The 13,813-nt window shown below is 55.9% G+C and carries 13 protein-coding genes and 3 tRNA genes; 3 read left to right on the forward strand and 13 right to left on the reverse strand.

The genetic code is table 11. The features are described from left to right. Positions 1-11 precede the first annotated feature (11 nt). From ACSQ36_RS13450 to ACSQ36_RS13460, 3 genes are all read right to left on the reverse strand, one after another. Entirely contained in the window at positions 12-716 is a 705-nt protein-coding gene (locus tag ACSQ36_RS13450; RefSeq protein WP_436182244.1) for a hypothetical protein, read from the reverse strand. A 368-nt stretch (positions 717-1,084) separates the two neighbouring features. Beyond that, positions 1,085-2,182 carry an IS5 family transposase gene (locus ACSQ36_RS13455; protein WP_436182245.1) on the reverse strand — a complete coding sequence of 366 codons (1,098 nt, stop codon included), beginning with the start codon at positions 2,180-2,182 and terminating at the stop codon, positions 1,085-1,087. A 25-nt stretch (positions 2,183-2,207) separates the two neighbouring features. Then, positions 2,208-2,570, reverse strand: a complete 363-nt coding sequence (locus ACSQ36_RS13460; RefSeq protein WP_436183169.1) for an ASCH domain-containing protein — start codon at positions 2,568-2,570, stop codon at positions 2,208-2,210. 256 nt (positions 2,571-2,826) lie between these two features. On the opposite strand from ACSQ36_RS13460, the gene ACSQ36_RS13465 reads away from it, so the two are divergent. Together ACSQ36_RS13465 and ACSQ36_RS13470 are read left to right on the forward strand one after the other, a co-directional pair. Beyond that, positions 2,827-3,288: a helix-turn-helix domain-containing protein gene (locus ACSQ36_RS13465; protein ID WP_436182246.1), complete on the forward strand. Its 462-nt coding sequence runs from the start codon at positions 2,827-2,829 to the stop codon at positions 3,286-3,288. A gap of 20 nt (positions 3,289-3,308) precedes the next feature. Then, positions 3,309-3,920 (forward strand): IS630 family transposase, encoded by a 612-nt coding sequence (locus ACSQ36_RS13470; protein WP_436183170.1) that lies wholly within the window; start codon positions 3,309-3,311, stop codon positions 3,918-3,920. Here the strand turns inward: ACSQ36_RS13470 and ACSQ36_RS13475 are convergent. The 5 genes from ACSQ36_RS13475 to ACSQ36_RS13495 all read right to left on the reverse strand — a co-directional run bounded on the left by ACSQ36_RS13475 (position 3,905) and on the right by ACSQ36_RS13495 (position 9,246). Further along, complete coding sequence (locus ACSQ36_RS13475; RefSeq protein ID WP_436182247.1) at positions 3,905-4,447, reverse strand: hypothetical protein; 543 nt, start codon at positions 4,445-4,447, stop codon at positions 3,905-3,907. The two genes, ACSQ36_RS13470 and ACSQ36_RS13475, sit on opposite strands and share 16 nt — an antisense overlap. An 82-nt stretch (positions 4,448-4,529) precedes the next feature. Further along, positions 4,530-5,777, reverse strand: coding sequence for a group II intron reverse transcriptase/maturase (gene ltrA, locus ACSQ36_RS13480; RefSeq protein WP_436182230.1), 1,248 nt, complete (start codon positions 5,775-5,777; stop codon positions 4,530-4,532). A gap of 488 nt (positions 5,778-6,265) precedes the next feature. Further along, the gene (locus ACSQ36_RS13485) at positions 6,266-7,090 is read right to left on the reverse strand and encodes a reverse transcriptase domain-containing protein (RefSeq protein ID WP_436182248.1); all 825 of its coding nucleotides are present in this window, start codon (positions 7,088-7,090) and stop codon (positions 6,266-6,268) included. 979 nt (positions 7,091-8,069) lie between these two features. Further along, positions 8,070-8,564, reverse strand: a complete 495-nt coding sequence (locus ACSQ36_RS13490; RefSeq protein ID WP_436182249.1) for a hypothetical protein — start codon at positions 8,562-8,564, stop codon at positions 8,070-8,072. Positions 8,565-8,643: 79 nt separating this feature from the next. After that, complete coding sequence (locus ACSQ36_RS13495; RefSeq protein ID WP_436182250.1) at positions 8,644-9,246, reverse strand: site-specific integrase; 603 nt, start codon at positions 9,244-9,246, stop codon at positions 8,644-8,646. Between ACSQ36_RS13495 and ACSQ36_RS13500 the strand changes: the two genes are divergently transcribed. Then, positions 9,241-9,981 (forward strand): hypothetical protein, encoded by a 741-nt coding sequence (locus ACSQ36_RS13500; RefSeq protein ID WP_436182251.1) that lies wholly within the window; start codon positions 9,241-9,243, stop codon positions 9,979-9,981. The two genes, ACSQ36_RS13495 and ACSQ36_RS13500, sit on opposite strands and share 6 nt — an antisense overlap. A gap of 238 nt (positions 9,982-10,219) precedes the next feature. On the opposite strand, the gene ACSQ36_RS13505 is transcribed toward ACSQ36_RS13500, so the two are convergent. The 5 genes from ACSQ36_RS13505 to uvrC form a co-directional block, all read right to left on the reverse strand. Then, a tRNA-Cys gene (locus tag ACSQ36_RS13505) sits at positions 10,220-10,293 on the reverse strand. Positions 10,294-10,399: 106 nt separating this feature from the next. Beyond that, a tRNA-Gly gene (locus ACSQ36_RS13510) sits at positions 10,400-10,475 on the reverse strand. Positions 10,476-10,533: 58 nt separating this feature from the next. After that, positions 10,534-10,609: transfer RNA gene (locus tag ACSQ36_RS13515), tRNA-Gly, on the reverse strand. Positions 10,610-10,768: 159 nt separating this feature from the next. Then, positions 10,769-11,365 (reverse strand): CDP-diacylglycerol--glycerol-3-phosphate 3-phosphatidyltransferase, encoded by a 597-nt coding sequence (gene pgsA / locus ACSQ36_RS13520; RefSeq protein ID WP_062089334.1) that lies wholly within the window; start codon positions 11,363-11,365, stop codon positions 10,769-10,771. Positions 11,366-11,450: 85 nt separating this feature from the next. Next, complete coding sequence (uvrC, locus tag ACSQ36_RS13525) at positions 11,451-13,661, reverse strand: excinuclease ABC subunit UvrC (RefSeq protein ID WP_436182252.1); 2,211 nt, start codon at positions 13,659-13,661, stop codon at positions 11,451-11,453. Positions 13,662-13,813 lie beyond the last annotated feature (152 nt).

Genomic DNA, 13,813 nt, shown 5'->3' on the forward strand with positions numbered 1-13,813 from the left:
CTTTACAAAGCTCAATCCGTCGGATCGACAGGCACGCTAGTAGGCGTCGCCAGCTCAAGCGTGCCTTTATCCGAGGTTGCCAGTGCAAACAAATAGGCGACGATTCGTAAATAGTCTTCATAGGAGCCGATCATTGCGAATGATGCGCGCATTTCGCGCTCCTCTTGTATTGACAGCCGAGGCAGACAGATGGCTAATACGTGTTCAAATCGCATTACAGAGTTGGCCACGATCTTGCGGCGTACTGACGCAGAAAATATGAGCAACAACATGACTCCACTTAAGCCGAAGTTTCCAACCGCTAGCAATCGCCCAAGTCTCGCTCGTTCTTCTCGAACTTGTTTTCCTTCAATTGCAAGTTCCTCGGGGGTCATCACATTGACCCGTTGCTCATACGAACCGTCGAGCATGTCTACGTTTTGGTACATGGAAACAGAATATCCAAACCAAGCAGCGGCGACGAAGGTAAGAAGAACATATATGGTCGCGCCTGCCGGCTCGATCTTTCGCTGCCCCACATCACGAAACAAACGATCTCGGCTCGTACGGAACCCCGAGGTAACCAGCCATAGGGCGCTTCTGCCGAGCCATGATGCTGCAGGCTTGGATATGCGATCTCGGATAGATGCAGTGACCAAAGGGTAGATGAATATGCTGGCAGCCAGTAAGAACCAACCGCCGCCCCCTTTCGGTAGCAAGCCCCAAAATTCGTTCATCTATTGACCCTCTAGATTGTGTTTTAGTCGGCGCGGGGCTCAACGAGCACATAGCGTGTACAGCATATGGCACAACAAATTATGCGGCTGAGCGAAAGCAACTTCCGCTTATACCGCGAGGCAGACTGAGCCCCTGCTGCGCCGACCCTATTGCACCAATGCAACGGCAGGTAGATACCGAAACGATTGCGGTGCAATTCCGTTGGGGACAATGCTGTCTAGCAGGCTGCGGAAATACAGGCCGACTTTACTGAGCCATGAGCGTGATCAGAATTTTCAGCGGGGGATTTCTCATAGTTTGGAATATGGACCGGTTAATTTCGGTTTTCGGACTTGTTTATGACGTTCTCTTGCGCATTTTTGGTTCACTACGGCTGCAACGCACGGAGTTGTCCCAAGGTGCGCATGCGCACGAGGTTGTACGCGGCCATCGTCAGCACGAACATCTGATCGACCTTCTTCAAGCCGCGCACCATCACCTGGCGCATACCGCCGATGCTCTTGGCCCAGCCGAAACCCTGTTCGATGAGCTTGCGCTTTTGCTGTGACACCGCATAGCCCGCACTCCCGGCGATTGACTCGGGCACTGCCGACTGGCGGCCTGACTTGTTTTGTGCCACGTGAGGCGTGATGTTCATTTCCTGGCAAGCCTTGATGAACTCTGCGGCGTCATAGCCTTTGTCTGCCCCCAGCGTGATCTCGCGCGTTGGATCGCCAAGCGCCTGGCGGGCATCGTTGATCAGTACTTTGGCCGCTTCGCGCTCGGCATAGCCATCGGCCAGCGTCACCACGGCACTGGCGATCAGCCCATGGCGGTTGTCGCTCAACGTGTGGCCCATGTAGCGTAGCTCGCTTGCCGTTTTGCCCTTGCGATACAGCCGCGAATCCGGGTCGCTCTTCGATTCATGCGTCTCGTTGCTACGCGTCTCGCCCTTGAAGTTCCCACCGTCTTCGCTATCCTGATCATCGTCTTTACGCACAAAGCTTTTATGGCCGGCCCATGCTTGAATTAACGTGCCATCGACGCTGAAGTGCTCACCGGAAAGCCAGCACTTCTTCTCGGCAATGCCCACAACCTCGTTGAAGAACTCAATGACCGCGTCATGCTTGATCAGGCGCTCGCGGTTCTTGGTGAAGACGGTGGGCACCCACACGGCATCGTCCATCGACAGCCCGATAAACCAACGAAACAGCAGGTTATATTGAACCTGCTCCATCAACTGGCGCTCCGAGCGAATGCTATAGAGCACTTGCAACAGCATCGCGCGCAGCAGCTTCTCCGGGGCAATGCTGGGCCGCCCACCTTTGATATCAGCCTCGTACATCCCGGCAAACAAGCGGTCCATCTTGGCCAACGCTGCGTTGGCCATCTTGCGAATCGAGCGCAGCGGATGATCTGCTGGAACAAAGTCCTCCAGCTTACGCAAGGTGAATAGATTCTCGGTAAAGGTATCGGCGCCGCGCATCGCTTCTCTCAGTTGGGGGGCTTTACTAACAACGTTTGAACTGACCTTTTGGGTGACTTCGGAGTGAGGTATTTCCGCAGCCTGCTAGGTCCAATGGCCTGCGGTATCTTTTGACTGTTTTTACTCGAATGGCGTAACCCGTATCTCTGCCGTGAAAGTATTGCTCAAAGAACACTTTAGTTATGCCAGCGTATGCCTTAGTCGCCTCCCACAACTGGCTAGGGCGCTCCGAAAGCACTTCTTCGATTTCAAACTCCCCTACCACTTTACCCACCGGCATTGTGGCGTATATAACCACTGTTTTCACCAGATCGTTTTTAAAAATTGATTTACGGAATTCAAATTTTTTCTCTCCGCTAAGTATCCTATCAGCATACTCCGGCTTAATCGATAAAGACTTTCATTCACCCCTCCATCGGTCGAGATTTGCTTGACTTGATCGTTGGTTAATTTCAAAAATCCGAAATATGCATTTCTATTCAGTCCGATTTTCTCAATCAGATCGTGCCATGTAATTCGTTTGCGCAAAGCAATATTATATGTAAATTTGATGATGAAAGGATACTTTCTTGCTTTGTAAGTGTTGCTGGTAAACGCGTTTGAATTTTGTTAACTTTCGGCGTCGTCATTACGCCGGGGTACCGATGAAGTGTGTCGTAGAGCTGACCGAAGCCGAGGATCAAACGTTGCAACAGCTGTGCGTGAATCACAAACATCGCGACGCTCGCACCCGGGCCGCAGGCGTGCTGTTGCTCGGACGCAGGGTCAAGCTGACCGAGATAGCCTCCAAGCTTGGCGTGAGCGGCCAATCCGTTTACAACTGGGCGCATGCGTGGCGTGAGCAAGGGGTTTGCGGCTTGCTCACGGGCCACAAAGGTGGTCGTCCCCGCGCGTTGTCCGAAGCAATGCTGGCCACTGCGACGCAGGTTGCACGCACGGAGTCCATGACGCTCGGACAAATAGCCAAGCGCATCGAAGCCTTGCATGGAGAGCCGATGCCGTGCGCGCTGGAAACCTTGTCGGTCGCCCTTCGGCGGGAAGGCTTCTCCTTTAAGCGCAACCGTTTCTCGCTCAAAAAAAGCGCAACCAGGAAGACTTTGAGCTGAAATCAGCCACCCTGGAAAAACTGCAATGTGCCGCTCGCGCCAACGCAGTACGCCTGGTCTATTTCGATGAAGCGGGCTTTGCCGCCTCGCCTCCGGTGCAAAGAGCGTGGTCACCGCGCGGGCTGCCTCATCGTGTCGAACCACGCTTGCATTGCAGGCGCTCGGTGCTCGGCGCCCTCGACTTCGGAGCCAACGCGTTGACTCACCATGTCACGAGCTCATCTATCAAAGGCGGCGCTGTCATTGAGTTCCTCGAGCTCATCGCCCAGCCGGGCGATGAGCGTCCGACCGTGGTGGTACTGGACAACGCTTCGATCCATCATGCCATTGAACCTGAAGTGCATGAGCGCTGGCTACGTGAGCATCGCATGCAACTGTTCTATCTGCCGCCATACACTCCCGAACTCAATCTCATCGAGATCGTCTGGAAGCAGGCCAAATACCATTGGCGTAACTTCGTCACCTGGACGAAGGAAACCATCGACGACGAAGTTCGCAGCCTGCTCGGTGCGTACGGCACCAAATTTCCGAGTAGACAGGGACGTTACCGTCCCCATCCCTCACAGACCCCAGCGAGCCCAATTAAGGCACTAGGTTCTTCATCGTACAGATTCGCTCATCGTCCGGTATAGCAGTGCACAATTCTAGCTCGTGGCAAGGGAAACCTTTTGAGTATCTCTCTGAAGGCAGACCATGGAATGCGGCTCTTGGACGACCTACGCGATAACCACTTGCGCCAGCAGACGGCGGCATGAAACCGGAGCCCGCCAATGCGCTTCGAGTTACCACTGATGCCAAAGTAGGCGAAATGGCCCTTCAGCATCCTGCAGAGCTTTTGATGCTGGTCCCGGACCGACCAGTGCCGCATTACCCGGCACTGCTGATTGATCGCCTTCTTGGCGCGAGCCATGCGATCCTTCGCTGTCAGTTGTCCAGGTATCGGCCGGCCTTTCCTCGACTTCACCCATACATGCGTGAACCCGAGAAAGCTGAAGCTGGTCGGCAGCACCTTGCCGTCCTCATCCGTCGCGGACTTCGGCTTGTAGCGGAAATCGACCATGACGGTCTTATCCGGGTGAAGCTCCAGCCCGTATTTGCCAAGCCGCTTGCCGAGCACCTCCAGCACCCGCTGCGCGTCGTCCTTGTATGCAAACAGCATGACAAGGTGAGTAGCCCGAGGGAATCGCACCCTCAGGCTCTCGCAGAACGGAGCATGAGCCTCTCGACTCACTCCGCTCCCATTATCCAACCGTCGGCTGCACGAGCTTCCAGTGAGCGAACAGCCCAGGCCGGGTTTGCGCTACGCGCGCCAACCAGTGCCTGGCTCGCCGAAGGTGGCCCCGCAACTTTTTGTATTTCTTCGCCGCCCACCGGGCCAACACCAGGTCCAGGTGGCGCAACGTGGGATAGAGCGCCGACTTGTAGAATCTGCCGTAGTAGTTAATCCACCCCTGAGCTACCGGGTTGAACATCCCTGCCAGATCCTCGATCGACTTATCGCTCCTGTTATGCAGGCCCCAGCTTCGCATCGTGCGTCGCATCGCCTTCGCAGCCTTGTTACTGACCGCCGGAGTAAAGCTGATGAAGAACTTGCCCCACCTGTTCTTTGAGCGCCGTGGCCTAAACGTAAAGCCCAGAAAGTCAAAGCTGTGGTCAGGATAAGTCCCCCGACGATCATCGTCCTTGCAGTACACCACCCGGGTTTTCTGCGCATGCAGTTCCAGATGACATTCCGCAAAGCGCTGCTCCAACGCGGCGCGCAACTGCTGCGCCTGGACCAACGTCTTACAGTGGCAAACGGCATCGTCCGCATAGCGCTCGAACGGGATATCGGGGAAGTGCTTCCGCATCCATCGATCGAACACATAGTGCAGAAAGAGATTACTTAACAACGGGCTGACAACACCCCCTTGTGGGGTCCCTTTGTCACGCATCACCGTGCTTCCGTCCTCCAGTTGCACGGAAGCCTTGAGCCACCGCTCGACATACAACAGCACCCACTCGCAATCAGTGTGGTGGCGTACCGCTCGCAGAAGCAGGCCGTGATCAAGATTGTCGAAGAATGATCGGATGTCAAGCTCCAGAACCCAGTCATGACGCCAACATCTCGTACGCGCCATGCCTATCGCATCCCTCGCCGACCTACCCGGACGATAACCGTAGGAATCCTCATCGAAGATTTCCTCCAGAATCGGTTCCAAATAGTTTTTCCCGACCGTCTGGGCGATTCTGTCAGACACAGTGGGTATGCCCAATGGCCTCACGCCCGCACCATTATCCTTCGGTATCTCAACCCTTAACACGGGCGGCGGAAAGTAACTGCCTGAGCACATCCGATTCCAGATCTTATAGAGGTTACCACTCAAGTCCTCTTCAAAATCTGCGATGGTCTGCCCATCCACTCCCGCTGCACCATGATTCTCCTTCACGCGTTTATACGCCTCCCACACCGCGCGTTTCGGAATACAAAACGGTTTCGCCTCATCCATCGCGCTCATCCTCTTTCAAGTTGGCCCAATGTCCAAGGCCGGATAATGCAACCCCTTTGCTCCAGTTCTATTACAGAACCTTCGTCGCTCATACGGGTTGCTCCGCCCCTGTGCCTCGCATCGGTACTCAGACTCTTGCGGGTTCTCCGCTTGAGTCGCTCCCTTCACATCGAGGCGACAGGTTCCCAAGTTCCACATCTGAGCCTAGATCAAGCTCACGCCACCTTCATGCCGGACGCCAAGTGGGCAGTAGACAGGTCGCCTCCCACTCTGATCCCGGGTTAACGACTCCCCCCCGGTTTTGACGTCGTCCCTACGCTTTCGACACTTCATCAGTGGTTCACTTGCGTTCGTCTTCATGATCCATACCTGACAGGGTCACGCCCTGCCTTTTCCTTAACGCTCACCACACGGACTCTTAACCCATGCAGCTTAAGGTGGTTTGGAGCCTGTCCCTGCAGACCGGCTCCGAGGGGCCCACCCTCATCTCAAATGCAGCATCGCGATTTCCAATGTTCCGGGTCCCGCGTTCTTGGCACACAGTCATCCGCGAAACGGACAAGTGTGCCCGGTCCCCTCAGCCGTGGTTGCACCTCATCGCTAAACCATTCATCGAGCACATAGTGCAGGAAGACGTTGGATAACAATGGGGAAGCGACACCGCCTTGTGGCGCGCCTGTTTCGGAGAAAGACAACTGTCCATCTTCCATGACACCCGCCTTCAACCACTTATCGATTAGTTTTCTGACTACACCATCCGTGACTCGTCTGGCTAGAAACTCTCTCAGTCTGGCGTGCGAGATGCTGTCGAAAAATTTCCGGACATCCACATCCAGCACCCATCGCCCACCGTTCTTCGTTATCCCATTTCTGATCGCTTGCAGCGCATCGTGCGCGCTACGTCCACGGCGGTAACCGTACGAGCTGTCGCTGAAGTCAACCTCGCAGATCGGCTCCAGCAGCAGGACAATGGCACGCTGCGCCACCTTGTCTTCAAAGGAGGGAATTCCAAGACCGCGTTGACCACTACCATCCGCCTTGTCGATGTAATGACGGCGGACCGGCGGCGCCCGATAGCTGCCCGATTTGAGCCGGTCGATCAGGCTGGTCAGATTCTGCTCCAGATCGGCCGCGTAATCCTCACCGGTCTGACCGTCGACCCCCACCGCGCCATCCTTGCGCGTACAGTCATACGCATACTTGACCCACTCATAATCAATGTGGTAGGCCAAGGTGTGCAATGCCATCACTGGGTTGTTTCTCGCCAGCTCGGCTATTCGTTCTTGTTTCGTTAACACGCTGTCAGGCTTCAATGTTCCTCCGTGTTTCCCATGAACGATTCTGTACAACGACGCCTCCCTTTCCTCGACCGGGTCCGCCCGAACGGCGTTCCCCGGCTTCACCGGTACTACGAAGGCGCTAAGACTTCCTGTGCCGAATACGCAGTCGCTTATGGATTCGCTTCTCCGCTCCAGTCCTTGTCTCCTAGTTCGCTCCCGTGCGGCAGAGACTTCCGCCCGGGCCCGGCCCGTTTATCGCCTGTTACCGACGGCATCTTGGACTGGTCGAACACAGGACCTCCCAGGTTCCTGGGGAGTCCTTCCCGCACCTTTGCCCTGCTCTCAGACCCCGGCCGGTCTGGCTGGCCTCACCTTGACGGCCCGCTCAGTTCTATCCCAACTTATTTGAAGAATAGGGACACCAGCAACAGAATTGTTTCGAGGCTCTATCACACGGCTTCAGTGCACCCTGCCTACGCTTCAAGTAATGCGTTACCGCATTCGCATGCAAGACTCGGTTCCGGCTGCTGGTTAGGCTTTACCGGGAGGGATTCGAACCCTCTGAACTCCAACAAGTGGTTTCCGCCAACTTCGGCCTCCCCCACTACCAGATTTATCCTGGCGCTATCAAATCAATTTCGCCTGAACACTTAGAATTGCTTTAATTCGGCTTCTGAAAAAACGCTGTGTGGTCTACAATATTCAAGGAATTCGACTTCGTTAGCGAAACCATTTATATTTTTTGTTTCCTCGAGGACACAAATAGACGTCGCCACCGACCGATACTCTGCGGGTCCTTTGCCATCAGAGGTACGATAAATTACTAACGTATCGCCGGCAGACAATGCCTGCATTCCTTCCATCGCCGCGAGATAGATTTTGGTTATGCTATTGGTGTGCGAAATGTCTTGCACGATGCTCGCGTCTTCATTCTTTAATATTGAATCCGGAAGTAGGCGCGTATTAAAAATTGGGAGAAGAGAAAGCAGGTAGCTCGATCTGTCTAGCTTGATTAATGGATAGTTCGCTTGACAAGCAACTGCGTTATCCCAAACCATGCGCCGAACAAATACGTCCTCGACTCCGTTATTGGCTTTCTTGATCCAACCTTCGAGAAACCATATTTTTTAAGCAGCAGTATCAGACCTTCATGCTTTGGAAATGCTGTGACATAGAGCTCCTCAGCGTTTTCTTCGATGGCGTGGTCGAATAATTTTTTAATGAATCGTTCGCCTAGCTTAGTGCCATGCGCGTTGATCTTGAACGTCCAAACCTTGATGCGGTTTGCAGCGGGAAGTGGAGGATCAACATCATCAACAGCGCCATTTTCCACTTTAAGATACAAAAATCCATCGAGCGCCTGCGATTCGTCGTTTTCAAAGACGTAGGCCCAATTTTCCGCTTTTCGCTCGAACCAGTTAGCGAACTCAGCATAGTCGGCCTTCAGCGAATCGAAAAATGGATCGGCAAGGTCAATGTTTTTGAACTGCTTAAAGTCAAACGCCACAGCTACCCCCGTCGCTATTGTGATGCCGCATTATATGAGTGAAAAAGACAAGCGGCGCGCCGTGTGATACATGAATTTGTTACCACATCCGGGCCGCCAAGTTGCTGCCTCGCAGGTTCGCGTATCGCATCAGAAGCTTCGTACTGGAATGTCCAGTAATCTTGGCAATCTCCACATCCGACAGGGAGGTCTTTTCATAGAGGCGTGACGTCGCCTCGTGGCGCAGATCGTGGAACGTCACCTCGCCACATCCCGCCCCTTCGAATATCCTGCCAAACTGGGCCGACAACCGAACGGTGACCGTGGCCAGCGCTTTAGTACCTCGGTCGCCGTCCCACCACGGGAACAGGCGATCACCATCAAATGCGAAGCCTTCCATCTCGGCATCACCAGCCTCGACCAGCTCGACATATTTTTTATACGCAGCTATCGCCACTGTCGTGAGCGGCACCTGGCGCTTACTGCCGTTTTTCGTCTTGTCTAGAAAGACCGTCCGCTGCTCGATGTCCACTTGAGCCGGCGAGAGCGTGTACATCTCTCGCAACCGCATTGCTGACTCAATCGCGAGCTCGAAGAGGAACACAAGCGCAGGACGGTACTGAAGCTCAAACGGGCGCTGTCGGTTCTCCGGTTTGATCTTATCGAGGATTGCACGAACAGCCTTTTCGGGGTCGCCATGCAACCGCTGATCGCGCTCAATGTCTTCCTTGGGATCTTTGCCTTGGGTTCGAACCGCGGCCGAGTCCTCATCGGTGTAGGTGGCATAGCGCTTGGTGTGAACGGCGGTCGAAATCCGCCACTAAACGGCGGCGTGTGTTTTCCGGGAACGATTTTTGAGCAACGCTTGAGCAAAATGTCTCGTAGCGGGGTCAAGGGCAAGCGCAGCTTGGCGCAGCGAATCCTTGACGCCGCGAAGGGACAGAAAACTGGTATTGGGTGCGACCGAGGTCGCACCCATAAAAGCGCATTCTCGCCGCCGTTTAATGGCGGTTTTGCACCGCTGCTAACACTTGGGAAGAAGCCGCAACGGATTGATCGGCAACGAAGGATTACCGCTCTTGACCGTCCAATCAAAGCAACGCGCGAGGGCACCGACATAGTGGCGAATGGTCGACGGAGCCATCACGTCGCGACGCTTCATCGCGGTTACCCACAGCTCGGTCCATTCATAGTTCACAGACGTCAGCGCCTGCCCTTTCCATCGGTCGAGCAACGTGTTGAGCAGGGAGACATCAGAGGCCGGCATCGAAACCTTTCCGAGATAGGCACGAATAGCGTCATCGACAGTGATCACGCTACCGCGCCGAGCGACGAGATCCTCGGGAAGAATGCCAGCATCAAGGAGCTGCTCGATACGACGCACGTAAGCGTCGCCTTCATTCTCACTATCGAACGTGAGCGAAAGTGGCTTTGGTAGGAGGCCCTTGCGCCGAATGGTGTATTCCCACGTCCCTGAAGGACGCAATCTCTTTGTCGACATAGCCCCGGTTCAAAACTCGCATAAACGGCCAATGAGCCGATCTACGCGTGGTTTTGCATGTTTTTCGAGTGGTTAGAGAGGGCTTTTTACAACTTTAGAAGGCGCATTTCCATATATGGAAATGCTACAAACAAAGAAAAAGCCCTGAATAATCAGGGCTTTTTCTTTGAATCTCTGGAGGCGCGAGCCGGAGTCGAACCGGCCTAAACGGCTTTGCAGGCCGCTGCATAACCGCTTTGCTATCGCGCCCGAAGCGGGGACTACATGAAGCATTCCGTATCTGGCAAAACCAACCCAACGTCACCGTATTGAACTGGTCCACCAAACAAAAAGGGAAGCTTGGCTTCCCCTTTTTTGGAGCGGGAGACGAGGCTCGAACTCGCGACCTCAACCTTGGCAAGGTTGCGCTCTACCAGCTGAGCTACTCCCGCATGGTCCTGCACTTTACTACCAGCCACCGGCTTACCATTGCCAATGACCTTCTTAATTTGGAGCGGGAGACGAGGCTCGAACTCGCGACCTCAACCTTGGCAAGGTTGCGCTCTACCAACTGAGCTACTCCCGCATCTTGCTGACTTCTTCTGCCAATTTACTGCTTTCGACCTTCATCAGGCTTCGCGGTTTTTTGCGTTCACCCGACAGAAACGAGATTATGGAGAAGGCCAACTTTAGTGTCAAGCGCTTTGTATGTACCCCATCACTTTTAAACGCTCTCCAACTTGAATCACAACATGCCACCGCGCTCGCGAATCTGCGGCCATGCGAGTTTCATGTAATAGAGCATGGACCACACCGTGAGGAACGCAGCAACGTAGATCAGCCAGAGCCCCCACACGCGGGTATCGATAACGAGCGGCGTACCGGCAATCCTCAACGGCCCGTAGAACAGCAGCATGGGGATAGCAACCATCTGGCAGACGGTCTTGAATTTGCCGAGCGAATTCACCGCCACGCTCTTCGATGCCCCGATCTGCGCCATCCATTCCCGCAATGCCGAAATCGTGATCTCACGTCCCACGATAACCAGCGCAATCACTGCGTTCAGCCGCATCAGTTGCACGAGCACGAGCAGCGCCGCAGTGACCATGAGTTTGTCTGCAACGGGATCGAGAAACGCGCCGAATGCCGATGTCTGATTGAGCTTGCGTGCGAGGTAGCCGTCGAACCAGTCGGTCAGCGCAGCCAGCACGAAGATGACCATTGCAAGCAGGTTGCGATGGTCCGGGCTCATCATCACGTCCGGCAAATAGAAGACGCCCACGACGAGCGGAATCAGCACAATTCGAAGCCACGTCAGGAAAATCGGAAAATTAAACGGCATGGGCGTGACTCTTATAGAGAGGTGCCATTGTGCCGCGTCGCCCTATATGTCACAAGACGACGGGCTGAACGGCCGGACGTTGCACTCAATGCAACTGCCGGTAGATCTGCTCGGCGAGCGCCTGCGAAATGCCTTCGACGCTCGCCAGATCCTCCACGCTCGCCGCCTGCACCCCGCGCAAACCACCAAAGCGCGACAGCAACCGCTGGCGCCGTTTCGCACCGATACCCTCCAGTTCCTCTAGCCGCGATGTCTGCCGCGTCTTCGCCCGTTTCGCGCGCATGCCGGTAATTGCAAAGCGGTGCGCCTCGTCGCGAATTTGCGCGACCAGCATCAGCGCCGCGCTCTCTTTTCCGAGTTCGAGCGCTGCGCGGCCATCGGCGAAAATCAGGGTTTCGAGACCCACCTTGCGCCCTTCCCCCTTCGCCACGCCGACCAGCATGCTGCGATCGAGGCCAAGTTCGGCGAACACTTGCCGCGCGATCTCGACCTGCCCCTTGCCGCCATCGATCAACACGATATTCGGCAAGCGCCCGCCCGACGGCACGGGTTCAGCGACATCGGCTTCGGCTGGGCTGGTTGGCTCCAGTTGTGCTTCGGCCTTCAACGCCCCCCCTTCCGCCTGCTCCACTGCCTCCTGCGGCGGTTCGTCAGCGGCTCGCGCGGCGGCCTGTGCCAGCATCTTCTCGTAGCGGCGCGTGAGGACCTGGCGCATGGCGGCGTAATCGTCACCCGGCGTGATGCCGGTGATGTTGTAGCGCCGATACTCAGCCGACTGCATCTTGTGATGGTGATACACCACGCACGACGCCTGGGTCGCCTCGCCCATCGTATGGCTGATGTCGAAACATTCGATCCGCAACTGCGCGAGATCGTCCATTTCAAAGCTCAGCGTGTCGGCAAGAGAACGCGTGCGAGCCTGCTGCGAACCCTGTTCGGACAACAGCCGCGTGAGCGCAAGCTTCGCATTCGATTCAGCCATCGACAGCCACGCGCGCTTTTGTCCCTGCGGCTGACGCAGCACCACGACCTTGTGCCCCGCCTGCTCGATCAGCAGATCGACCAGTTCGCGGTTCGTCGGCGCGTGGCTCACCACCAGCACCGGCGGCACGCGATTGCCAATGTAATGCTGGGCGATAAACGCCTCCAGCACCTCGGCCTCGAGCGCGCCCTGACGTTCCGATTCCGTTGCGTCATCCAGCAGCGCGTCGCCGGTTTCGGCAATCTCCTCCTGCATTTCACCCGTCGTGGCGTGCGCCTCGAACGCCTGTTCGCGCGCCGCGAGCGTGCCGGCCGGCAGCGCGATGTCGTCGATAAGCGCATCGACATCCGCATCGACCTGTTCGATGACGATATTCGCCACGCCGTCCACGAAGTCGTCGCCGGCGAGCTCTTCCGGCATCGCGTCTTCTATCGCCAACGCAGCCTCTACGTGCGTCGGGAAATAGGCTTTATCGCCGAGATGCCGACCGCCGCGCACCATCGCGAGATTCACGCACACCTTGCCGCCCAGCGCGACCACCGCGAGGATATCGACGTCGTTATCGCCGCCTACCTCAATGGCCTGCTGATGCAGCACGGTGGACAGCGAGCTCATCTGGTTACGCACGGCCGCAGCCTGTTCGAACTTGAGCTCGGCGGCGAATGCGTGCATCTTCTGCTCGAGTTCCTTCATCACTTCGCCCTGGCGTCCGAGCAGGAAACGCGATGCGTTCGACACATCGCGTGCGTAATCCTCCTCGTTGATCAGGCCGACGCACGGGCCGGTACAGCGTCCGATCTGATGCAACAGGCAAGGCCGCGTGCGGTTGGAGAAGACGGAGTCCTCGCAGGTGCGCAATTGGAAAACGCGTTGCAAGATCTGGATGCTTTCGCGCACGGCCCAGGCGCTCGGGAACGGGCCGAAATACTGGTTCTTCTTGTCAACGCCGCCACGGTAATATGCCATGCGCGGAAATTTATGGCCGGTGAGCTTCAGATAGGGGTACGACTTGTCATCGCGAAACAGGATGTTGTAGCGCGGCGCAAGCGCCTTGATCAGATTATTTTCGAGCAGCAGCGCTTCGGCTTCGGACCGGGTGACCGTGGTTTCAATTTTGCGGATGCGCGTGACCATCATCGCGATGCGCGGAGAAAGCAGCGTCTTCGTAAAATAGCTCGACACGCGTTTTCTCAGGTCGCGCGCCTTACCGACGTACAGCACGTTGCCTTGCTCGTCGTAATAGCGGTACACGCCCGGCAAATGCGGTAACTGAGCCAGGCTTTTTTTGGGGTCGAAAACGTCGGAGTCTGTCATGCAGGGATGATGGCGGGGAACGCGCAGCTTGAGGTCAGCAAAATGATTTTATTGGTTTCGAGCAGAGCATGGGCGAAGTACGAAGGACGCTCGCCCAACCAAACCCCTAACTCGATCGTAACGCAACCGTAACGCAGCGCGCCGCGCGAATC

The sequence above is a fragment of the Caballeronia sp. LjRoot34 genome, from assembly GCF_964253815.1.
Classification (GTDB): Bacteria; Pseudomonadota; Gammaproteobacteria; order Burkholderiales; family Burkholderiaceae; genus Caballeronia.